Raw genomic sequence first — 21,848 nt, forward strand, 5'->3', positions numbered from 1 at the left:
GGAGGCCCCTCCGGCCTCCGGGTGCGGGTCCCGACCGAGGAGTCACCTTGACCACCACCGCGGCTGTACCGGACACCGCCCGCACACGACGTCCCCAGGCGGGCCCGCCCCTGCTCCTGCCCGTCCTCTCCTTCGCCGCCCTGACGATCGCGTACGTCGCCCTCAACAGCGCCACCCCGCAGCCCACCGCCACCGGCGCCGAAGTCCTCACGTACACACAGGGCAACGGCAGCACGATCCGGATCGGGGCCTTCCTGCTGCTGGCTTCCGCCGTACCGCTGGCGGTGCTCGCGGCCGTTGCCCACCGGCGGCTGCGGGCCCTCGGGATCACCGCGCCCGGCTCCGCGATCACCCTGGTGGGCGGGGTGATGGCGTCCCTCGCACTGACGCTCAGCGCGCTCTTCACCTGGACGGGGGAGCGGCTGGCGGCCGATGCCGCACCGGCGCTGGCGCGGGCGGTCGCCGATCTCTCGTTCCTGACGGGCGGGGTGACGTACGCGGTGGCCTTCGGGCTGCTCGTCGCGGGGCTCGCCGTCTCCGGGCTCCGGGCGGGGCTGCTGCCCAAGCCGCTCGCCCGGGTGGGATGCGCGCTGGCAGCAGCAGGCATGCTCGCCACGCTCAGCCTGCTGGCCGACCCCTTCGGCTACGCCCTGCCGGTGGTCCGCTTCGGCGGGCTGATCTGGCTGGTGTGGGTGGCGGTGGTGCTGCCGCGCAGCCGGGTCCGTACGGCGGGTGAGTAGCGCGGCGTCGTACGAGCGCGGCGTCGTACGGGGCACCCGTTCGTGCGACGAGTTCGGCGATGAGGACGGCTACGGGATCCCGGCGCCGGGCGTCGGCACGGTCGTCGAGGTCGTGGCCTCGGGCCGGCAGCACATTCAGCGCGACCGCATCCACAAGCGCCGCGAGTACGCCCGTGCCGGAATTGCGGTGTACGCCCTCGTGGACGACTTCGACGGCGACGGGTCGGTCGTGGTGCTGACCTCGCCCGACCCCAAGGCCGACACCGGGGCCTGAGGACGTACGTACGCGAACGGGCCGCCCCGGCGTCATGCCGGGGCGGCCCGTTCCCGTACTGCCGAGGGCTCGCCGAGTGCTGCCTCGCACTCCCGAGTACCGCCGAGTACCGCCGAGTACCGCCGACCGCTCAAGGTCTCAGCTCTTGCGGTGCCCTATCAGCCGCGGCTTCGCCTCCAGGTTCTCCAGCCCGTGCCAGGAGAGGTTCACCAGGTGCGCGGCGACCTCCGCCTTCTTCGGCTTGCGGACGTCGAGCCACCACTGGCCCGTCAGCGCCACCATGCCCACCAGGGCCTGCGCGTAGAGGGGGGCCAGCTTCGGGTCGAAGCCGCGGGCCTTGAACTCCAGGCCGAGGATGTCCTCGACCTGGGTGGCGATGTCGGAGATGAGCGACGCGAAAGTGCCCGTGGACTGCGCGACGGGGGAGTCGCGGACCAGGATGCGGAAACCGTCCGTGTACGTCTCGATGTAATCGAGGAGCGCGAAGGCGGCCTGCTCCAGGAGCTCGCGCGGGTGGCCGGCCGTCAGGGCGCTCTGCACCATGTCGAGGAGCGCCCGCATCTCGCGGTCGACCACGACCGCGTACAGGCCCTCCTTGCCGCCGAAGTGCTCGTAGACGACGGGCTTGGAGACACCGGCCTTCGCCGCGATCTCCTCCACCGACGTCCCCTCGAAGCCCTTCTCCGCGAAGAGCGTGCGGCCGATGTCCAGCAGCTGCTCACGGCGTTCCGCGCCGGTCATCCGGACGCGGCGGGCCCGCCGCGTCACGGGGCGGGGCTTGTCGCCGCTCGCGCTCGGGTTCGTACTGCCAGTGCTGCTGCCGTCGGTCGCCACAGGCTCCATCATGCCGTTTCTGTCGCTTGGGTCTTGCTCGGGGATTCGTCGTCGGATTCGTCGTCGGTCTTGCGCCGGGAGGCCAGCCGCGATGCCGTCGGCCAGCGCACGTCGTACGCCCAGCCTGCCTGCTCGAACCAGCGGATGAGCCGGGCCGACGAGTCGACCTGGCCCTTCAGCACGCCGTGCCGGGCGCTGGTCGGGTCCGCGTGGTGCAGGTTGTGCCAGGACTCACCACAGGAGAGGACCGCCAACCACCACACATTGCCTGAGCGGTCCCGCGACTTGAAGGGACGCTTGCCGACCGCGTGGCAGATCGAGTTGATGGACCAGGTGACGTGGTGGAGGAGCGCCACACGGACCAGCGAGCCCCAGAAGAACGCCGTGAAGGCACCCCACCAGGACATCGTGACGAGGCCGCCGACCAGCGGCGGAATCGCGAGCGAGAGCATGGTCCAGTAGATGAAGTCGCGCGAGATGCGACGGATCGCCGGGTCCTTGATCAGGTCCGGGGCGTACTTGTCCTGCGGGGTCTGCTCCTCGTCGAACATCCAGCCGATGTGGGCCCACCACAGGCCCTTCATGAGGGACGGCAGATCCTCGCCGAAGCGCCACGGGGAGTGCGGATCGCCCTCCCCGTCCGAGAACTTGTGGTGCTTGCGGTGGTCGGCCACCCACCGCACCAGCGGGCCCTCGACGGCCATCGAACCCATGAGGGCCAGAGCGATCCGCAGCGGGCGCTTCGCCTTGAAGGAGCCGTGCGTGAAGTAGCGGTGGAAACCGATCGTGATGCCGTGGCAGCCCAGGTAATACATGAAGATCATGAGGCCCAGGTCGAGCCAGCTCACCCCCCAGCCCCACGCGAGCGGAATCGCCGCGAGGAGCGCCACGAAGGGGACGGTGATGAACAGGAGCAGGGCGATCTGTTCGATGGAGCGCTTCGACTCGCCGCCGCGCGTCGCGAGCGGAGCCGGAGCAGCCGCCCGGTCGGCGGACGGGCCGGCGGACGAGTCGGCGGACGATCCCGAAGCCCCGGACGAATCCGGGGACTCCTTCAGTAGATCGGGGCTGATGGTCATGTGGTCCCCTGTGGGGTGAGGAATGCGGGTAATGCCTGGCTACGGTTCCGTAACCTACGGCTTCGTAAGTATGGCAGCGGTGAGGCCCGCCCGCCGAGGCCGCCGAGTACCCGAATATGGGGGCACCTATCCTGGGCCGTGTCGGACAGCGCGGTCCGAGTTCCTGCCTGACGTGTTCCCCCACTGCAAGGAGCCGCACCTGTGAGCAGTGCCGACCAGACGACCCCCCACACCAGCCCCGAGCTGCGTGCCGACATCCGCCGCCTCGGCGACCTCCTCGGCGAGACGCTCGTACGCCAGGAGGGCCCCGAGCTCCTGGAGCTCGTGGAACGGGTCCGGGCCCTCACCCGTACCGACGGCGAAGCCGCAGCAGAGCTGCTGGGCGACACCGACCTGGAGACCGCCGCACGCCTCGTGCGCGCCTTCTCCACATACTTCCACCTGGCCAACGTCACCGAACAGGTACACCGCGGGCGCGAGATGCGCGAGCTGCGCGCGGCCGAGGGCGGGCTGCTGGCCCGCACCGCCGACCTGCTGAAGGACGCCGACCCCGAGCACCTCAAGCAGACCGTCAAGAACCTCAACGTGCGGCCGGTCTTCACCGCCCACCCCACCGAGGCCGCCCGGCGCTCCGTACTCAACAAGCTCCGCCGCATCGCAGAGCTCCTGGAAACACCCGTCATCGCCTCCGACCGGCGCCGGCACGACCTGCGCCTCGCCGAGTCGATCGACCTGATCTGGCAGACCGACGAGCTCCGGGTCGTACGCCCCGAGCCCGCCGACGAGGCCCGCAACGCCATCTACTACCTCGACGAGCTGCACGCCGGCGCGGTCGGCGACGTCCTGGAGGACCTGGCAGCCGAGCTGGAACGGGTCGGCGTCGAGATCCCGCCGGAGACCAGGCCACTCACCTTCGGCACCTGGATCGGCGGCGACCGGGACGGCAACCCCAACGTCACCCCCGCCGTCACCTGGGACGTACTGATCCTCCAGCACGAGCACGGGATCACCGACGCCCTCGAACTCGTCGACCAGCTGCGCGGACAGCTGTCGAACTCCATCCGGTACACGGGCGCCACCGACGAGCTCCTCGAATCCCTCCAGGCCGACCTGGAAAGACTCCCGGAGATCAGCCCCCGCTACAAGCGGCTGAACGCCGAAGAGCCCTACCGGCTCAAGGCCACCTGCATCCGCCAGAAGCTGGTCAACACACGCGAGCGCCTCGCCCAGGGCTCCACCCACCGCCCCGGCTGCGACTACCTCGGCACCAGCCAGCTCATCGACGACCTCGCCCTGATCCAGACCTCCCTGCGCGAACACCGCGGCGGACTCTTCGCCAACGGGCGCATGGACCGCACCATCCGCACACTGGCCGCCTTCGGGCTCCAGCTCGCCACCATGGACGTACGCGAACACGCCGACGCCCACCACCACGCACTCGGCCTCCTCTTCGACCGGCTCGGCGAAGAATCCTGGCGGTACGCGGACATGCCCCGCGAGTACCGGCAGAAGCTCCTCGCCAAGGAACTGCGCTCACGACGCCCGCTCGCACCGGTCCCGGCCCCGCTCGACGCGGCGGGCGAGAAGACCCTCGGCGTCTTCCTCACCGTCAAGGAGGCCCTGGAGCGCTTCGGACCCGAGGTCATCGAGTCGTACATCATCTCCATGTGCCAGGGCGCCGACGACGTCTTCGCAGCCGCCGTACTGGCACGCGAGGCCGGACTCCTCGACCTGCACGCCGGCTGGGCGAAGATCGGCATCGTGCCGCTTCTGGAAACCACCGACGAGCTGCGCGCAGCCGACGTGATCCTCGACGAAATGCTCGCCGACCCGTCCTACCGGCGCCTCGTCTCGCTCCGCGGCGACGTGCAGGAAGTCATGCTCGGCTACTCGGACTCCTCCAAGTTCGGCGGCATCACCACCTCCCAGTGGGAGATCCACCGCGCACAGCGCCGACTGCGCGACGTGGCCCACCGCTACGGCGTCCGGCTCCGGCTCTTCCACGGCCGCGGCGGCACCGTCGGCCGCGGCGGCGGCCCCTCGCACGACGCGATCCTCGCGCAGCCGTGGGGCACCCTCGAGGGCGAGATCAAGGTGACCGAGCAGGGCGAGGTCATCTCCGACAAGTACCTCGTCCCCTCCCTGGCCAGGGAGAACCTGGAGCTGACGGTCGCGGCGACCCTCCAGGCATCCGCCCTGCACACCGCGCCCCGCCAGTCCGACGAGGCGCTCGCACGCTGGGACGCGGCCATGGACACGATGTCCGAGGCCGCCCACACCGCCTACCGGGGACTCGTCGAGAACCCGGACCTGCCGACGTACTTCCTCGCCTCCACCCCCGTCGACCAGCTCGCCGACCTGCACCTGGGCTCGCGGCCCTCCCGCCGCCCCGGCTCGGGCGTCTCCCTCGACGGACTGCGGGCCATCCCGTGGGTGTTCGGCTGGACCCAGTCCCGGCAGATCGTGCCCGGCTGGTTCGGCGTCGGCTCCGGCCTCAAGGCACTGCGCGAGGCGGGCCTGGAAAGCATCCTGGAAGAGATGCACGAGCACTGGCACTTCTTCCGCAACTTCCTCTCCAACGTGGAGATGACCCTCGCCAAGACCGACCTGCGGATCGCCCGCCACTACGTCGACACCCTCGTGCCCGACGAGCTCAAGCACGTCTTCACCACCATCGAAGCCGAGCACGAGCTGACCGTCCAGGAAGTCCTGCGCATCACGGGCGGCACCGAACTGCTGGACAACAGCCCCGTCCTCCAGCAGACCTTCGCCATCCGCGACGCCTACCTGGACCCGATCTCCTACCTCCAGGTGGCACTCCTCAAGCGCCAGCGCGACGCGGCCGCGGCAGGCGAGGAGAGCGACCCGCTGCTCGCCCGCGCACTGCTGCTGACCGTCAACGGTGTGGCGGCCGGACTGCGCAACACCGGCTGACAGTAAGCAAGTTGAGGGCGGCACCGGATCTCCGGTGCCGCCCTCTTCGCTGCCGTACGCGCTACGAGTTGTACGTCGACTGCGCCCGCTCAAGGCCCTCGATCACCAGAGCCTCCACCGCGTCGGACGCCCGGTCCACGAAGTAGTCCAGCTCCTTCTTCTCCGCCGAGGAGAAGTCCTTCAGCACGAAGTCGGCCACCTGCATCCGGCCCGGCGGCCGGCCGATGCCGAAACGGACCCGGTGATAGTCGGGGCCCATCGACTTCGTCATCGACTTCAGGCCGTTGTGACCGTTGTCGCCGCCGCCCAGCTTGAGACGCAGCACACCGTAGTCGATGTCCAGCTCGTCGTGGACGGCCACGATGTTCGCCGTCGGCACCTTGTAGAAGTCACGCAGCGCCGTCACCGGGCCGCCCGACAGGTTCATGTACGACAGCGGCTTCGCCAGCACCACACGGCGGTTGTAAGGGCCCGGAGGACCGATCCGGCCCTCAAGCACCTGCGCACGCGCCTTGTGCGACTTGAACTTGCCGCCGATCCGCGAGGCGAGGAGGTCCGCGACCATCCAGCCCACGTTGTGGCGGTTCGCCGCGTAATCGGGACCCGGGTTGCCCAGGCCCACGACCAGCCAGGGGGCCGACGGGTCCGGGGCGGCGGGAGGCGTCGTCATCTGCATGGCTCCTTCATACCTGCGAGTGCCGTACGGCTCCTTCATACCGGGGAGATACCGGGGAGCCCGTACACATGCGGCAGCCGCCGCCCCGCGCCCTGCGGCACGGAACGGCGGCTGGTACCGCTGGGGTCGCTACGAGGCTCAGGCCTCGGTGGTGGCGGCGGCGTCCGCAGCCGGCTCCTCGGCCTGCGTGGAGACGATCTGGATGACGACCGCTTCCGGGTCGGTCACCAGCGTGGTGCCCTCGGGCAGCGTGACGTCCTTCGCGAGGATCGCGTCACCGGCGTCCAGGCCCTGCACCGAGACGGTGACGGACTCGGGGATGTGCGTGGCCTCGGTCTCGACCGAGAGGGTGTTCAGCACGTTCTCCAGGAGGTTGGAGCCCGGCGCCAGGTCGCCCTCGGAAAGCACGGTGACCTCGACGGTGACCTTCTCGCCCAGCTTGACCGCGAGCAGGTCGACGTGGGTGATGGTGCGCTTGATGGCGTCACGCTGAATGGCCTTGGGGATGACCAGCTCGCTGCGGCCCTCGATGTCCAGGTTCAGCAGCGCGTTGCTGGTCTTGAGCGCCATCATCAGCTCGTGACCCGGAAGGGTGATGTGCACCGTCTCGGCACCGTGACCGTAGATGACGGCCGGAACCTTGTTGGCGCGACGGGTCTGGCGGGCGGCGCCCTTGCCGAACTCGGTACGGACCTCAGCGGTGAGCTTGACCTCAGCCATGACTGCACTCCTCGTAAGTGGTGGAAACGGGGTATGTCGTCACCCGGCCACACGAACGGCCCGCAACGGAGCCTGCTACGAAGAGCGCGTCGATAACGGACGGCCTCAAAAGGCCTCCCTCGCCGAGCAACTCCGGAAGTCTAGCCGCACTATCACGCACGGCCCAATCGATCACTTCGTACGGTACGGAACCCGGCGTGCGGCCGGTACGGACCCCGGCGTGCGGCCGGTACGGACCCCGGCGTGCGGCCGGTACGGATCGCGGCGTGCGGCGGGTACGAGGAAGGGCCGCCCGGGGGTCCCGGGCGGCCCTTCTCCGTACAGCTAGCGCAAGCTAGGACTGCTCCTCGAAGAGGCTCGTCACCGAACCGTCCTCGAAGACCTCGCGCACCGCGCGGGCGATCGACGGGGCGATCGACAGCACCGTGATCTTGTCCATCTCCAGGTCGCCCGGGTCCGGCAGGGTGTTCGTGAACACGAACTCGCTGACCTTGGAGTTCTTCAGACGGTCGGCCGCGGGGCCCGACAGGATGCCGTGCGTGGCCGTCACGATGACGTCCTCCGCGCCGTGCGCGAAGAGAGCGTCGGCGGCGGCGCAGATCGTGCCACCCGTGTCGATCATGTCGTCGACCAGGACACAGACGCGGCCCTTGACCTCACCCACGACCTCGTGGACGGTCACCTGGTTGGCGACGTCCTTGTCACGGCGCTTGTGCACGATCGCCAGCGGGGCGTCCAGCCGGTCGCACCAGCGGTCGGCGACGCGCACCCGGCCGGCGTCCGGGGAGACGATCGTCAGCTTGGAACGGTCGACCTTCGCGCCCACGTAGTCCGCGAGGACCGGCAGCGCGGTGAGATGGTCGACCGGGCCGTTGAAGAAGCCCTGGATCTGGTCGGTGTGCAGGTCCACCGTGAGGATGCGGTCGGCACCGGCGGTCGACAGCAGGTCCGCCACCAGACGGGCCGAGATCGGCTCGCGGCCCTTGTGCTTCTTGTCCTGACGGGCGTACCCGTACGACGGCACGATCACCGTGATGGAACGGGCCGAGGCCCGCTTCAGCGCGTCGACCATGATGAGCTGTTCCATGATCCACTTGTTGATGGGAGCCGTGTGGCTCTGCATCAGGAAGCAGTCGGCGCCGCGAGCGGACTCCTGGAAACGGACGTAAATCTCACCGTTGGCGAAGTCGAAGGCCTTCGTCGGCACAACGCCGATACCCAGCTGATGTGCGACCTCCTCGGCCAGCTCGGGGTGTGCGCGGCCGGAGAAGAGCATCATCTTCTTCTCGCCGGTCGTCTTGATCCCGGTCACAGCAACGGTCTCCTCAGAGTGTTTCTGGCCGCCAGAAGCCTGCGAGCCAGCCGAAATGGTGTGCATCTATCACGGTACGCGGTGCACGGAGCACCTGTTTCCGGTCAGCTTTCGCTGCCGGTCTCCTGCGGCGCGGCCTGAGCCGCCTGGGCAGCGGCACTGCCCGGACGCTTACGGGCCACCCAACCCTCGATATTCCGCTGCTGGCCACGGGCCACGGCCAGCGAACCGGCCGGAACGTCCTTGGTGATGACCGACCCGGCAGCGGTGTAGGCACCGTCCCCGACCGTGACAGGCGCCACAAACATGTTGTCCGAACCGGTACGGCAGTGAGAGCCGATCGTCGTGTGGTGCTTGGCCTCGCCGTCGTAGTTCACAAAGACGCTCGCCGCACCGATGTTGCTGTACTCACCGATCGTCGCGTCCCCGACGTACGACAGATGCGGAACCTTCGTGCCCTCGCCGATCACCGCGTTCTTCGTCTCGACGTACGCGCCGATCTTCGACTTCATGCCCAGCTTCGTACCGGGGCGCAGGTACGCGAACGGACCGATGTTGGCGGCGGCGCCGATCTCGGCACCGTCCGCCACGGTGTTGTCGACACGGGCACCGATACCGACCGTCGTGTCCTTCAGACGGGAATTCGGGCCGACCTCCGCGTCCGCGGCGATGTGCGTCGAACCGAGGAGCTGCGTACCCGGGTGCACGATCGCGTCCTGGCCGAAAGTGACCGTCGCGTCCACGAACGTCGTCTGCGGGTCGATGATGCTGACACCGGAGAGCATCGCGCGCTCAAGCAGCCGCGCGTTGAGCAGCCGACGCGCTTCCGCCAACTGCACACGGTTGTTGATGCCGAGAATCTCGCGATGGTCGGCCGCGACACACGCACCGACCCGGTGACCGGCCTCGCGCAGGATGCCCAGGACGTCCGTGAGGTACTCCTCACCCTGGCTGTTGTCCGTACGCACCTTGCCCAGCGCATCGGCCAGCAGCTCACCGTCGAACGCGAACACACCGGAGTTGATCTCCCGGATCGCACGCTGGGCGTCGCTGGCGTCCTTGTGCTCGACGATCGCCGTGACGGCCTGCGTCCCGGCGTCCCGCACGATCCGCCCGTACCCGGTCGAGTCCGGGACCTCGGCGGTCAGCACGGTGCAGGCGTTGCCGTCGGCGGTGTGCGTGGCCGCGAGAGCGGTGAGCGTCTCGCCGGTCAGCAGTGGGGTGTCGCCGCAGACCACGACGACCGTCCCGGACGGGCTGCCACCGAGGGCCTCAAGACCCATCCGTACGGCATGACCCGTACCGAGCTGCTGCTCCTGCACGGCGGTGTGCGCCTCGGGGTCGATCTCACCGAGGTGGGCGGTGACCTTCTCGCGAGCGTGACCGACGACGACGACCAGGTCGGCGGGGTCCAGTTCGCGTGCCGCGGTGACGACGTGGCCGACGAGCGAGCGCCCGCTGATCTCGTGCAGGACCTTCGGGGTGGCCGACTTCATGCGGGTGCCCTCACCCGCTGCGAGGACGACGACGGCTGCCGGGCTATTGGCGCTCACAGTGGTGCCCTTCGGCTTCTTCGGGGGTGGACCTCCGCAGGATACCGGGGGGTTACGAGGGGGAAACGAGGGCGGGTCCCGACCTGGGGAGGTCGGGACCCGACAAAAGGGATAGCTCCCCCACCAGGACTTGAACCCGGACATATGGCACCAAAAGCCACAGTGCTGCCAATTACACCATGGGGGACCATAGTGACCCAAACCGGACATTGCGTCAGGCTGCGGGCTGCGACCCCAACACTATGCCGTACCACCAGCCTTCAATGCGACGGTAAAGCTCAGCGCTTTGGGTCACACGGATAACCAGGCAGCCTCGGTAGGTGTCGCCGGTGTTCTTGCGGACCGTCTTCGGGTTGTGCTTCTTGATCACGGGCTTGCTGAATGCTTCGCGAGGGATACCGACAAGCTCGGCCCAGAACTCTTCGGCGGCAGGGACGTCGGCCGTCTCGTGAATCGACACCCGGCAGCGGAGCCTCTCGGGCCCGACTCCGACCAGGGTCAGCCAGCGTAGGAAGAGGCGGATGACATTGGGGTCGCTGTTGATGAACTCGACGAGTTCACGTCGAACGTGAGCCTTGTCCTTGGTTCCCTCGGCCCAGTACAGGGAGACTCCAGCAATATGTAGCTGTAGGTCGTCCAGGGGGCCGATCTCGCGTGCGGCTTCTTGCTTGACCTGGCGGCGCGCCTCTTCCCGCCTCGGACGCTCGTGCTCCCAGCGAGTCTGTGCTGCGCGCTTTGCGCGGTCGGCCGGGGTGCCGAGATCTGGCCTCGGGAGGTCCCGTACCCATGTCGAGATGGAGCTCTTGGAGCACCCCAGCTCTGTTTGGATCTGGGTGTAGGTCATGCCCTGGAGCCGTAGCTCCCTAGCCGTCGCTCGCACGTCGTCCTTCGCTCTCGGCCGCTTCGTCCACTCCGGCGGCGGTTCGTCCTGCACGAGGCGATAGAGGACGTCGTTGTTGAAGACCTCCAGCCGGTCTCGGATTTGGCGGAGGCTGAGGCCTTCGCGGCGCAGTGCGACGGCCTGCTCGCGCAGAGCCTCGAAGTCCGCGTATTTGCCGGGACGGCCCGGTGTGATCGTCATGCGAGCAGCTTTGTTCGCTGAGCGGATGCGTGTGCCGGGAACGGCCGCGATTCATGTATCTGGGTGGATTGTGGATGATCCGGTGGCAGAGAGAACTTTTGTGTGTTTCAGGGGATTACTTCACCGGGAGTACGGCCGAGACGCGGAAGCCGCCCGGGTCCGTGGGGCCCGCGACGAAGACTCCGCCCAGGGCCAGGACCCGTTCGCGCATGCCGACCAGGCCGTTTCCGCCGCTCGGGAGGCCCGCCTGGGGGGCGTCCGCGTCGGAGGCCGCGTTCTCGATCTGCATGGCGATCTCGGTGCCCTCGCGGTGGGCGACGCGGACCCAGGTCTTCGCTCCGGGGGCGTGCTTGTGGACGTTGGTGAGGGCCTCCTGGATGACCCGGTAGGCGGTCTGCTCGACCAGGGCGCCGCAGGGGACCGGGTCGCCGTCGACGGAGAGTTCGACGGTCATTCCGGCGGCCCTGGACTGTTCGACGAGGGCTTCCACGTCGGCGAGGCAGGGGCCGTTCTCCGCTGCTTCTGCGGCTGCCGCCGCGGCGGCGCCGACGGCTGCCAGGGGGATCGGCGGGGTGGCGGTGCGGGTGAGGGCTGCCGCATCGGGGGAGCGCAGGACGCCCAGCATCTCGCGGAGTTCGGTGAGGGCCTGGCGGCCCATGTCGCCGACCAGGGCGGCGTTCTTGACGGCCTTCTGGGGGTCCTTGAGGGCGATCGCCTGGAGGGCTGCCGCGTGGACGACCATCAGGCTGACGCGGTGGGCGACCACGTCGTGCATTTCGCGGGCGATCCTGGTGCGTTCTTCGGTACGGGCCCACTCGGCGCGCTCCTCGGCGCGGTCGGCGAGGAGGGAGAGTTCCCGTTCGAGGGAGTCGGCTCGTTCGCGGAGGCTTTCCATCAGACGGCGGCGGGCGCCTATGTACAGGCCGAGGAGGAGCGGCGGGGCGGTCATGCCGAGGGCGAGCACCACGGACATGGCGAGGGTGTAGCCGGTGCTGGGGTCGAACTCGCCGTCGCCCGCGAGGGAGCGCATTCGGACCGCCGACACGATGAGCGTGCCGGCGAACGCCATGCCCGCGAGGACGGTGGTGATGCGGCGTGGGACCTCCGAGGCGGCCAGCGTGTAGAGCCCGACCACGCTCAGCATGAAGCCCATCTCGGCGGGGGTCACGGCGAGCGAGATGAGGACGACGGCGATCGGCCACCGGCGTCGTACGAGAAGGCTGGCACCCACCAGCAGGCCGACGAGCACGCTCAGTACGACCGGCACTCCGGTCTGGTGGGCGAAGGCCACGCCTTCCACCGTGCACTCGGCCGCCGATGCGGCCGCCAGTCCTGAATCGAGCACGACACTGCGTCGCCGCTCCCACCACCAGAAGCGTGGACTGGTCAGGTCCACGTCGCTGCGGTCTGCCCCCGTAACGGTCATACGGACCAGCCTACGGGCGGTCCGTCTCCTTTTTCCTGCGACTTCTTGACAGGGTTGCGGGGCTGGTCCTGGCGTTGGTTCGGGCCTCGGGTGCTGGTTCGGGCGGTGGTGCGGGCGGTGGTGCGGTGGTTGTTCAGGCTGTGCCGAGGCGGTGGGGCTGGGCGCCGGTGATGAGGGTGGCGAGTGCCTGGTCGAGGGTGTGGCCCAGGAACCAGTCGCCGGTGTGGTCGAGGCTGTAGATGCGGCCCTCGGCGTCGATGGCCAGGGTGGCCTGGATGTCGCCGGCCTTGCCGTTCTCCCGGCCCAGCGGGCAGACCTCGGTGTCCAGGGCGCGGCCCAGGTCCGCGAACGTACGGGCGAGGTGCAGGCCGTGCAGGGGGTCCAGGAGTGCCGGGGTCGGGGCGATCTGGCGGCCGGTGCCCGGCGGGTTGATGTGCAGGCCGCCGAACTCGGCCCAGGCCTCGACCGCTGCCGGGAAGACGGTGTGCCGGTGGCCGGCCGGGGAGACGTGGGCGCGGAGGGTGTCCGCCCAGTGCTCGGCCTGCCTTATGTCCCAGCGGCCCGGCTGCCAGCCCGCCTCCCGGAGCGCGGCGTCGACGGCCACCGGGAAGCGGGTGGTGCTGGTGTTGAGGTGGGGCTGGGGGTGCTGCTGGGTGGTGGGGGGCATGGAGGTGTGGTCAGCCCTTCTCGGCGGTGGGGTCTACCGGGCGTACGCCGAAATGGGCGAGGAGTGGTGCGCAGGAGCGGCAGGGCGGGGCGTAGCTGCCGTGCAGTGGGTCGCCGTCCTCGCGGATGCGGCGGGCGGTGAGCTTGGAGTGTTTGAGGGAACGGCGGGCCTCGTTCGCGGTGAGCGGTTTGCGTGAGGCGCGCTTGGAGCGGCCCGTCTCGGCCGCCGAGATGTGCCGGGAGAGCAGGATCGCCTCGGGGCAGCGGCCGGTGAATCGGGTGCGCTGGACCGTGGTGAGGGTGTCCAGGAAGTCCTGGACGAGGGGGTGCAGGGCGGGAGGCTGGTCCGCCTTGCCCGCGGTGCAGGTGAGGGTGTCCGCGCCGCGTACGGAGAGGGCGGCTGCGACGGCGGGCAGTATGCCGTCGCGGCGGTGGCGGAGTGTGGGCGGCGGGCTTGTTTCGGTGCTGCTGCTCCAGGAGAGGCGGGGGTCGCCGGATGTGGTGGCGCCGGCTGTGGTGGGTTCGGCTGTGGTGGGTTCGGTGTCCGTGGGTACGGGTGCGGCCGGTGTGCGGGGCTCGCCGGGCGTGGCCGGGCCGGCCACGGCGTGGGCCGGGTGGGCGTGGGCCGAGGCGCGGGCCGGGTGTGGTGGGCGGGCTGCCTGCGGGCCGGTGGTGGCTCGGGCAGCGGGTGCCGTCTGCGCGTCGCGGGCAGCCGGTGCCGTGCGCGCGTCGCGGGACGGGTGGGCTGCGTGGGCGTCGCGCGTTGCGTGTGCGTCGCGGGACGTGTGCGCAGTGTCCGCTTCGCGGGTTGCGTGTGCGTCGCGTGCGGTCTGTCCGTACGCCGGTGCTGCTGCGTCGCGTGCCGTCTGTCCGTATGCCGGTGTTGCCGTGTCGCGTGCCGGCGTCGGGCCCGTGGAGCCCGTCGCTGTCGCGGTCGGGGCGGGTCCTGCCCCCGGCCCCGCCCCCGGTCCTGCCCCCGTGTTCGTCCCCGTCGGTGCGGTTCCCGTCGGTCCGCCCGTGCGGGGGTCGCTCGCCGTGCGCGTGGCCTTCATCGTGGCTGCCGTTGTTCCCGGTGCGCCCGCCGCCCTTGGTGCCCCCGTTGTCCTTGTTGTCTGCGGTGCGTGCAGATTTCCTGTTTGTGCAGTGTGCATGGTGGTGCGTTCCCTCCCTGCAATCCCCCGAGTTGCGGGGACAGCCTGCCAAATGTGCCCTGTCGTGGGGAAGCTGGGGCACTGGTTCGGGCGCGTCTTCCAGGAGAAGGGCGCCGCGTGAGGGTGCTGGGGCGGGTGTGCGTGACCGCCCGTGGATCGTGCGTGGACCCCCCGTTACGGGGCTGCCGTGCAGGTCTCGTTCAGGCATCGCGGCGGCCTTCCGGGGGCAGGACCCCTTGTTGCACCACCGCATAGGCTGTGGTGAATCAGCCGGACGCAGCAGGGGGCATCAGCCATGACGACAGGTCGGCTCGGGCAGCAAGCCGCGCCACCGAACGCGGCCTACGCCGGGCAGCTCGTGAACTTCCCGGACCCCGTCCGGGCCGCCCGTCACCCCCAGGGGGTACGGGTGGACGAGGATGGCTACCCGGACTTCGCGCCCTACGCGCGCGCCGCAGCCGAGATCGCCGAACCCCCCGAGGGCTTCGGCGTGGACGAGCTCCGGCTGACCGACTACGTGTCGGCCAACGCCGCCCTGCACGCCGAGGGCCACGAGCTGTGGGAGACGCTCGACCCGGTCTCCACCCCGCACGGCTGGACCTGGCACCACGTTCCGTACACCCGCCGCATGTACCTCGTACCGGTGGAGGTGAAGGCGCTGCTCCGTCATCACGGCGGGCTCGCCACGACCTCCGTCGACCAGGACAAGCGCGGTACCCGCCCCCTGCAGGAGACGCGGCCCGTCCACTTCGGGCTGCCGAAGGGGACGGTCGCCGTCTCGGAGTCCCAAGTGCTGGGCGTGGAAGAGGACTTGGGCTACCGGCTGCCCGGTGCGTACCGCTCCTTCCTGAAGGCGGCGGGCGGCTGCGCGCCCGTCGGTGCGGCGCTCGACGCCGAGCTGGGGCTGCTGGTGGACCAGCCGTTCTTCACGGTGCGCGACGAGGCCGGCGTCAACGACCTGGTCTACGTCAACAAGTGCCTGCGCGACCACCTCACCAAGGACTACCTCGGCGTCACCTTCGTCCAGGGCGGGATCCTCGCTGTGAAGGTGCGCGGCGAGGACGTCGGCTCGGTGTGGTTCTGCGCGTACGACGACGCACGCGACCAGAACGGCTGGTCGGTGCAGGAGCGCGTGGAGCGGCTGCTGCTGCCCTGCGGCGACGACTTCGACGAATTCCTGCAGCGGCTGGCGGGCAACCCGCCGGAGCTGCAGACGGTGGCGAATCTGATGGTCGACGGCGGCTTCGCGCGCGCCGTCGACGTTTCGGATGTTCTGGACGAGGGATGACGGGGTTGACTGTCCGATGGTGACTTTCGCGCAGGCGCAGGAGCGTGCGGACGAGTGGGTCAACGGGGACGTGCCCGCGTACCAGCACCGGGAGGTGCGGGTACGGGAGTTCGACCTCGGTTTCGTGGTGTGGGCCGAGGACCGGGAGAACGGCCCGGTCTCCGACGGCGGCCGGCAGCGGCTCGTCATCGCCCGCGACAGCGGCGAGGCCACGCTGTGGCCGGAGCTGCCGGTGGGCGAGGTGATCCGGCGGTACGAGGAGGAGTACGGGGCTCCGGCGGGCGACGCGGACGAACCTGCTCCGGAGCCGCCGCTCCGCGTTGACCTGCAACAGACGTCGTTCCTGCTGACGCCGCCGGAGTGGTTGCAGGAGGCGGCGGACAAGATCGGGATTCCGGACCGGAGGTCGGGGGCGGGTTCTGGTTCCAGTTCCGGTTCCGGTTCTGGTTCCGGGTCCAGTTCTGGTTCCGGGTCCGGCGGTGGGTCGGCGACCGGCGGCGGGGCGGGTTCCGCTTCCCGCACGCCCGATTCCGGGGCGACCGCCTGGCCGGCTCCCGGAGCGAATACCGGTTCCGCATCGAATTCCCCTTCGGCTTCGGGCCCCGCTTCGCGCCCCGCCTCGGCCCCGGCTTCGGTTGCGTACGAGCCGACGGCATCCGATGGCGTACCCGCCGCCGTGCCCGCGGGGGCGACCCCGTGGGCCGGTACCGACACCAACTCCGACGCGGGCGGCGTTCCGCTGCCCGCCACCATGTTCGCGCCACCGCTCGTCGGGGCGGACGACGACACCCCGCCGCCGGGGGCCGCCCCCGAGGCCAAGACCTCGCTGCTGCAGGGCGGCAGCCAGCTGCCGCGCACGGCCGTGTCGCCCGCTCTGCAGGACCCGTCGGCTCCGCAGCCGTTGCCGGGGGCCGGACCGGGTTCCGCTTCGGGTTCCGTTTTGGGTTCCGGTACGCAGCCGCCCGCGGCACCGAACGCGCCGGGTGCTCCCGGTGCTCCCGCCGCCCCGCGCCGCCCCGGCCCGTCCACAGGTGCCGGGGACATCGCCGACGCCGCGACCAGCAAGGCCACCCTGCCGCCCGGTGCCCGGCGCGGCGGGGGTCCGACGACTCCGCCGCCGCCCGGTGCGCCAGGCACTCCGGGGGCGCGGCCCGGAGCGGTGGCACCGCCGTCGGGTCCCGGCACTCCGGGTGCCCCGGCCGGGGGTTACGTACCGACGGCGCTGGTTCCGCACCTGGGTGCGCCGGGTGCTCCGGGTGCTCCGCAGCCTCCCGGGCCGCCCGGACCTCCCGGTTCCACGCCGCCGCCCGGTGGTGGCGTCCACCATGCGGCGACGATGCTGGCCGACCCGAGCCAGGGTGGTCAGCACAGCCTGGGCGCCATACAGCCTCCCGGCCCGCCCGGTGCCCCCGGTGCGCCCGGCTCCCCGGGGTCGACTCCGCCTCCGGGCGGGGGAGTTCACCATGCGGCGACCATGCTCGCGCCGCCGCCCGGCCCGAACCAGGGTCCGGGCGCTCCGCAGCCGCCGGGGCCGCCTGGCGCTCCTGGTGCCCCCAGCGCTCCTGGTGCCCCCAGCGGCCCCGGTGCCCCCGGTGCTCCCGGCGGAGGCGTCCATCACGCCGCGACCATGCTCGCGGGCCCGCCCCCCGGCGGCCCCGGCGCGCTGCAGCCGCCCGGTCCGCCCGGACCTCCCGGTGCGATGCCGCCCCCGCACGGGCTCATGCCGCCGCCGCACATGCAGCAGCAGGCTCCGCCGCCGAACATGCCGCCTCCGCATGCGCAGCACCAGGCCCCGCACCAGGCCCCGCAGCCTCAGCCGCACCAGGGGCCGCCCGCGTACGGCTACCCGCAGCAGCCGCCGTCCGGGCTGCCGACGGTCGGCCCCGGCTACCAGGCCGTGCTGCGCTACCGCGCGCAGGACGGTTCCGAGCAGCAGCTCATCCGCCGCTCGGCGCCTGGCACTCCGCACCCTGAGTGGCAGATGCTGCACGAGCTGCGCGCGATGCAGGTGCCGCCGCAGCAAGTCCTGGAACTCCACACGGAGTTGGCGTCCTGTGAGCTGCCCGGTGGGTACTGCGCGCGCATGATCCGCGAGACCTGGCCGCAGGTGCGGATCACGAGCGTCGCCCCGTACGGCACGGACCACGCGTCCCGCCAGCAGGGCATGCAGCACCTGCTCACCCACCAGGGCGAGCTGCACCAGGTCGCGGACGGTCCGGCGCGTCCCGCGCCCGTACGCGCGCCGCTGCCGCACCCGAGCCAGCTGATGCAGCTGCCGCCGATTCCGCCGGAGGGTGTGGCGCACGAGCTGGTCTCGGCGTTCGGGCCGCAGGCGATCTTCCGGTTCGACCAGGGTGCGGTGTCGCGCCAGGGCGTGCCGGAGGTCGTGGCGATGACGCTGATGTGGGCCGGGCTGCCGGTCGACTTCGGCCCGTTCTTCTGGGCGCAGGCGGCGCCGGGCCAGCCGGTCCCGACGCTCGCCGAGCTGGCTCAGCAGCGCGGCGTGCAGCCGGCCTCGGACGCGGGCTCGTACCTGGTGATGGGCTCGGACTTCGGGCGGGCGATCTGCGTCCAGTACGGGACGGCGAACATCGTGGCCGTGCCGGTCGAGGCGGGCCCCGGCGGTCAGCCCGTACCGCCGCAGTTCGTCAACACCGGCCTGCCGGAGTTCGTGCGCTCCCTGGCCCTCCTCGGCCGGATGTGGCGGCTGCGCTTCGGCCTCAATCCGGAGCAGGCGGGCCGCTGGACCGTCGACTTCCAGGCCCAGCTGGCCGCGCTGGACCCGGCGGCGCTGGCGTCGCCGGAGAGCTGGTGGTCGGTGCTCCTTGAGCAGATGTGGGACGGGCTGTTGTAGTACGGCTCCCCCGGGTACGCGCATGGCGGCCGGGGCGCCCGACCTGTTTCCCAGGTCGGGCGCCCCGGCTTTTTTTCGTCTCGGACAGGGCCGGGTTCCGGGCAGAGTGTCGCCTTATGGACACTGGAGTCCGATCCATCAGGATGTGCCGGAGTTCTGCCGGAGACCGGAATCACCGGATGTAAGGGGAAATCAGGGATGAGTGCATCGACGTCACCCCAGGGCTTCACCATGGTGCGTGGCCGCGGCTACCGCCCCGAACAGGTGGACCACCGGATCGCCGGACTGTCCCGCGACCGCGACGACGCGCGGGAGCGGGCCGCCCGGCTGACGGACCTCGCGCAGCAGCTGGCAGCGGAAGCGGAGGCGCTGCGCGAACGGGTCGCCCAGCTGCCTGTGCAGACGTACGAGTCGCTGACCGAGCGGGCCAGGTCGCTGCTGGCCCTGGCCGAGGAGGAGTCCGCAGAGCTGCGGTCGGCTACGGCGGAGCACGCGTCCGCCCTCGCGGCGGCCGCCGACGCCGCGGCGCGCAAGGCGCAGGACGAGGCACGGGCGGCGTCGGACGCGCTCCGGGCGGAGGCGGAGGAAGCGGCCCGCACGCTGCTGGAGGCGTCGCAGTCCGAGGCGGACGACGCGCGGGCCGCGGCGGCCCGGGACGCGCAGCAGTGGCGGGCCGAGGCGCTGGCCGGGCTGACGGAGATGCGGCAGCGCACGGAGGCGCTGCTCACCGGCCAGAAGAAGGAACACGCGGAACGCCGTGAAACGGCCGAGCACGAACTCGCCGCACGGGAAGCAGCGGCCGACGAACACTTCGCCGCACTGACGGCACGCGCCGAATCCGTACTCGCGAAGGCGAAACGAGCCCTCGCCGAGACGGAGGAGGAGGCCCGCCACGGCCAGGAGAACGCGGATGCCCAGGGCGCGGAACTGATCGCGGCGGCCCGGATGCAGGAGGAACGCATCGCCCGGGAGACGGAGCGGGTGGTACGCGAGCACGACGAGGCGCGCGAGGAGATGCAGGCGCACATGACGCACGTACGGAACAGCTTGGCGACGCTGACGGGGAGGGCGGGGACGGAGGGTTAACTGCAGCCTGGTCCGGCACCTGAGGGCGGGCATCTTCAGCCCGTCCGGCGTGTGAGGACGCGCGGCGCAGCCGTGCACCGGGCGCAGCCCGGAACACCCGCCCCCACCGGCGCAAGCCGTGCTGCCCTTTCCCGCCCCGCGACGAGCGGTTGAGGGAAGGGGTGGGGAGGGGCATGGCCCGCCGCAGGCGCGAACCGCCCCGCACCACTCCCACTCACCGCCCGCGGCTCCCACTCACCGCCCGCGGCTCCCACTCACCGCCCCCGGCTCCCACTCACCGCCCCCGGCTCCCACTCACCGCCCCCGGCTCCCACTCACCGCCCCCGGCACCCACTCACCGCCCGGCCCCCGGAACCCGCTCCACCCCGTCTCCCACCCCGTCTCCCGCTCCGTCTCCCACCCCGCCCCCCGCCCCGGAATCCTCCTCGCCCCGAGGGAGCCCCACCTCCCCCAGCACCGGAAACCTCCTCGGTGCCATCACCACCAACGCCACCAGCGCCACCACCCCGGCCCCCGCCGCCCCCACATACACATGGTCGACGGCCGTATCGACCGCCCGCCGCAGATAGTCCGCCGCCCCGGCGCCCAGCGCCGACCCCGGGTCGGTCAGCGCGTGGGAGACCGAGTCGAGGTCTCCGGGCAGGCCGTCCCGGATCGCCGCGGGCGCGGACTCCAGCCGCGACGCGAGCGTCGCGTTGGCCACCGCTCCGAAGAGGGCCGCCCCCACGCTCTGCCCCAGCTGCCGGTAGAAGAGGATCGACGCGGTCGCCGTCCCCCGCTCGGACCAGCCGACCGTCGACTGGACCCCGACGATCAGCGGCAGCTGGAAGATCCCGAGCGCCCCGCCCAGCAACAGCATGATCAGCGCCGGCTGCCACGCGGCGCCCGGGAACGGCAGCAGCGGAAACGTCAGCAGGATCAGCGTCGCCAGCGAGATCCCGATGATCGCCGTCTGCCGGAAGCCGATCCGCCGGTACACGTGCTGGCTCAGCGCCGCCGACACCGGCCAGCTCAGCGTCATGATGGACAGCACGAACCCGGCCGCCGTCGGGTCGAGCCCCAGCACGGACTGGGCGTACGTCGGCAGGAAGACGGTCGGGGCGACCATCAGCAGGCCGAGCGCACCCAGCGCGACGTTGACCGCGGCGATCGTGCGGCGCCGCCAGACCCAGCCGGGGAGGATGGGTTCGGCCGCGCGCCGTTCGACCATCACGACGACCACGACCAGCACGGCGCTCGTCGCGAACAGCGCCAGGGACGGGGCGGAGAGCCAGGGCCAGGCCACTCCGCCCTGCACCAGTGCCGTCAACAACACCCCGCCGCAGGCGAATACGGCGAGCGCACCGGGCCAGTCAATACGAGAACGTACGACCGGCCCTCCCGGTTCCCGCACCACCCGGCCGGCCCGCCCCACCCGCTCCGGCTCCCGCAGGTACCTGGCGATCAGCCACATCGCCACCGCCCCCACCGGCAGGTTGATGAGGAAGATCCACCGCCAGCCCGCGTACGTGGCCAGCACCCCGCCCAGCGCGGGGCCCGCAACCGCCGACACCGCCCACACGGTCGACAGCTTCGCCTGGATCTTGGGGCGTTCCTTCAGCGGGTACAGATCGGCCGCGACGGTCTGGACGGTGCCCTGGATGGCGCCGCCGCCCAGCCCCTGGACGATCCGGAAGGCGATCAGTGCCGGCATGTTCCAGGCGAGCGCGCACAGTACGGAGCCGACGAGGAAGAGCGCGATGCCGGTGATCAGTACGGGCTTGCGGCCGAAGGTGTCGGAGAGCTTCCCGTACACGGGGAGGGTGACGGTCACGGCCAGGAGGTAGCCGGCGAACAGCCAGGAGAAGACCGTGAACCCGCCGAGGTCGCCCACGATCTGGGGGACGGCGGTGGAAACGATCGTCCCGTCGAGCGCGGCGAGCGCCATCCCCAGCATGAGCGCGGCAACGACCGGCCCCCGCCGTACAGGATCAGGCCGTACGGCTCCGGGTATCGCCCCGGCGCTGTCCGCGCCCTCCCCGCTGTCCGCGCCCTCCCCGCTCTCCCCGCTCTCCGTGCCCCCTACATCCTCGCCGCCCACCGAAGTCCCTTCCCCCTGCACGTATTTCTGTCCGGACAGCGTCTCACCCGCAGGTCGGGCGGGGGAGGGGGCGGAGCGGGTGGACACGCTCCCC

Annotated in this window: 16 protein-coding genes, 1 tRNA gene and 1 pseudogene; 6 read left to right on the forward strand and 12 right to left on the reverse strand. The window is 71.0% G+C overall.

Features of this window, described 5'->3' with window-relative positions; genetic code table 11:
• The first annotated feature begins 47 nt into the window (after positions 1-47).
• Both AB0D18_RS16455 and AB0D18_RS16460 read left to right on the forward strand, forming a co-directional pair.
• Positions 48-740, forward strand: coding sequence for a DUF4386 domain-containing protein (locus AB0D18_RS16455; protein WP_362417906.1), 693 nt, complete (start codon positions 48-50; stop codon positions 738-740).
• Entirely contained in the window at positions 733-1,014 is a 282-nt protein-coding gene (locus AB0D18_RS16460; RefSeq protein ID WP_362417909.1) for a hypothetical protein, read from the forward strand. Before AB0D18_RS16455 ends, AB0D18_RS16460 begins: the two co-directional genes overlap by 8 nt.
• A gap of 138 nt (positions 1,015-1,152) precedes the next feature.
• Here the strand turns inward: AB0D18_RS16460 and AB0D18_RS16465 are convergent, their stop codons facing one another.
• Positions 1,153-1,860 (reverse strand): TetR/AcrR family transcriptional regulator, encoded by a 708-nt coding sequence (locus AB0D18_RS16465; RefSeq protein ID WP_362417912.1) that lies wholly within the window; start codon positions 1,858-1,860, stop codon positions 1,153-1,155.
• Positions 1,857-2,927: a fatty acid desaturase gene (locus AB0D18_RS16470; protein WP_362417915.1), complete on the reverse strand. Its 1,071-nt coding sequence runs from the start codon at positions 2,925-2,927 to the stop codon at positions 1,857-1,859. Before AB0D18_RS16470 ends, AB0D18_RS16465 begins: the two co-directional genes overlap by 4 nt.
• 201 nt (positions 2,928-3,128) lie before the next feature.
• Between AB0D18_RS16470 and ppc the strand changes: the two genes are divergently transcribed.
• Entirely contained in the window at positions 3,129-5,861 is a 2,733-nt protein-coding gene (ppc, locus tag AB0D18_RS16475; protein ID WP_362417918.1) for a phosphoenolpyruvate carboxylase, read from the forward strand.
• A 61-nt stretch (positions 5,862-5,922) separates the two neighbouring features.
• Here ppc and pth read toward each other — a convergent pair whose 3' ends face one another.
• The 9 genes and pseudogenes from pth to AB0D18_RS16520 form a co-directional block, all read right to left on the reverse strand.
• On the reverse strand, positions 5,923-6,537 hold the full coding sequence (gene pth, locus AB0D18_RS16480; RefSeq protein WP_362417921.1) for an aminoacyl-tRNA hydrolase: 615 nt from the start codon (positions 6,535-6,537) through the stop codon (positions 5,923-5,925).
• A 138-nt stretch (positions 6,538-6,675) separates the two neighbouring features.
• On the reverse strand, positions 6,676-7,257 hold the full coding sequence (locus AB0D18_RS16485) for a 50S ribosomal protein L25/general stress protein Ctc (protein WP_362417924.1): 582 nt from the start codon (positions 7,255-7,257) through the stop codon (positions 6,676-6,678).
• A gap of 334 nt (positions 7,258-7,591) precedes the next feature.
• Positions 7,592-8,569 (reverse strand): ribose-phosphate diphosphokinase, encoded by a 978-nt coding sequence (locus AB0D18_RS16490; protein WP_362417927.1) that lies wholly within the window; start codon positions 8,567-8,569, stop codon positions 7,592-7,594.
• A 104-nt stretch (positions 8,570-8,673) separates the two neighbouring features.
• The gene (gene glmU / locus AB0D18_RS16495) at positions 8,674-10,122 is read right to left on the reverse strand and encodes a bifunctional UDP-N-acetylglucosamine diphosphorylase/glucosamine-1-phosphate N-acetyltransferase GlmU (RefSeq protein ID WP_362417930.1); all 1,449 of its coding nucleotides are present in this window, start codon (positions 10,120-10,122) and stop codon (positions 8,674-8,676) included.
• Positions 10,123-10,237: 115 nt separating this feature from the next.
• Positions 10,238-10,309 (reverse strand) — tRNA-Gln (locus AB0D18_RS16500).
• Between the two features lie 27 nt (positions 10,310-10,336).
• The gene (locus AB0D18_RS16505; protein WP_362417933.1) at positions 10,337-11,203 is read right to left on the reverse strand and encodes a helix-turn-helix domain-containing protein; all 867 of its coding nucleotides are present in this window, start codon (positions 11,201-11,203) and stop codon (positions 10,337-10,339) included.
• Positions 11,204-11,318: 115 nt separating this feature from the next.
• The gene (locus AB0D18_RS16510; protein ID WP_362417936.1) at positions 11,319-12,629 is read right to left on the reverse strand and encodes a histidine kinase; all 1,311 of its coding nucleotides are present in this window, start codon (positions 12,627-12,629) and stop codon (positions 11,319-11,321) included.
• A gap of 133 nt (positions 12,630-12,762) precedes the next feature.
• A complete protein-coding gene (locus tag AB0D18_RS16515) occupies positions 12,763-13,296 on the reverse strand; it encodes an SUKH-3 domain-containing protein (RefSeq protein WP_362417939.1) in 534 nt (177 codons plus the stop codon).
• Between the two features lie 10 nt (positions 13,297-13,306).
• A pseudogene (locus AB0D18_RS16520) lies at positions 13,307-13,795 on the reverse strand (YwqJ-related putative deaminase); the annotation flags it as partial.
• A gap of 946 nt (positions 13,796-14,741) precedes the next feature.
• Between AB0D18_RS16520 and AB0D18_RS16525 the strand changes: the two are divergent.
• From AB0D18_RS16525 to AB0D18_RS16535, 3 genes are all read left to right on the forward strand, one after another.
• Positions 14,742-15,734, forward strand: coding sequence for an SMI1/KNR4 family protein (locus AB0D18_RS16525; RefSeq protein WP_362417942.1), 993 nt, complete (start codon positions 14,742-14,744; stop codon positions 15,732-15,734).
• A 16-nt stretch (positions 15,735-15,750) separates the two neighbouring features.
• Positions 15,751-18,588, forward strand: a complete 2,838-nt coding sequence (locus AB0D18_RS16530; RefSeq protein WP_362417945.1) for an SUKH-4 family immunity protein — start codon at positions 15,751-15,753, stop codon at positions 18,586-18,588.
• Positions 18,589-18,786: 198 nt separating this feature from the next.
• On the forward strand, positions 18,787-19,674 hold the full coding sequence (locus AB0D18_RS16535) for a cellulose-binding protein (protein ID WP_362417948.1): 888 nt from the start codon (positions 18,787-18,789) through the stop codon (positions 19,672-19,674).
• 334 nt (positions 19,675-20,008) lie between these two features.
• On the opposite strand, the gene AB0D18_RS16540 is transcribed toward AB0D18_RS16535, so the two are convergent.
• A complete protein-coding gene (locus tag AB0D18_RS16540; protein WP_362418241.1) occupies positions 20,009-21,610 on the reverse strand; it encodes an MDR family MFS transporter in 1,602 nt (533 codons plus the stop codon).
• Between the last annotated feature and the right edge of the window lie 238 nt (positions 21,611-21,848).

Origin of the sequence: Streptomyces sp. NPDC048442 (assembly GCF_040651475.1) — a bacterium.
Lineage (GTDB): Bacteria > Actinomycetota > Actinomycetes > Streptomycetales > Streptomycetaceae > Streptomyces.

Excerpts from the sequence above, each read along its gene's own strand:
- AB0D18_RS16465 (WP_362417912.1), bottom strand. The coding sequence starts at position 1,860 with ATGATGGAGCCTGTGGCGACCGACGGCAGCAGCACTGGCAGTACGAAC.
- AB0D18_RS16470 (WP_362417915.1), bottom strand. The coding sequence starts at position 2,927 with ATGACCATCAGCCCCGATCTACTGAAGGAGTCCCCGGATTCGTCCGGG.
- pth (WP_362417921.1), bottom strand. The coding sequence starts at position 6,537 with ATGCAGATGACGACGCCTCCCGCCGCCCCGGACCCGTCGGCCCCCTGG.
- AB0D18_RS16485 (WP_362417924.1), bottom strand. The coding sequence starts at position 7,257 with ATGGCTGAGGTCAAGCTCACCGCTGAGGTCCGTACCGAGTTCGGCAAG.
- AB0D18_RS16505 (WP_362417933.1), bottom strand. The coding sequence starts at position 11,203 with ATGACGATCACACCGGGCCGTCCCGGCAAATACGCGGACTTCGAGGCT.
- AB0D18_RS16510 (WP_362417936.1), bottom strand. The coding sequence starts at position 12,629 with ATGACCGTTACGGGGGCAGACCGCAGCGACGTGGACCTGACCAGTCCA.
- AB0D18_RS16515 (WP_362417939.1), bottom strand. The coding sequence starts at position 13,296 with ATGCCCCCCACCACCCAGCAGCACCCCCAGCCCCACCTCAACACCAGC.
- AB0D18_RS16525 (WP_362417942.1), top strand. The coding sequence starts at position 14,742 with ATGACGACAGGTCGGCTCGGGCAGCAAGCCGCGCCACCGAACGCGGCC.
- AB0D18_RS16530 (WP_362417945.1), top strand. The coding sequence starts at position 15,751 with ATGGTGACTTTCGCGCAGGCGCAGGAGCGTGCGGACGAGTGGGTCAAC.
- AB0D18_RS16535 (WP_362417948.1), top strand. The coding sequence starts at position 18,787 with ATGAGTGCATCGACGTCACCCCAGGGCTTCACCATGGTGCGTGGCCGC.
- AB0D18_RS16540 (WP_362418241.1), bottom strand. The coding sequence starts at position 21,610 with ATGCTGGGGATGGCGCTCGCCGCGCTCGACGGGACGATCGTTTCCACC.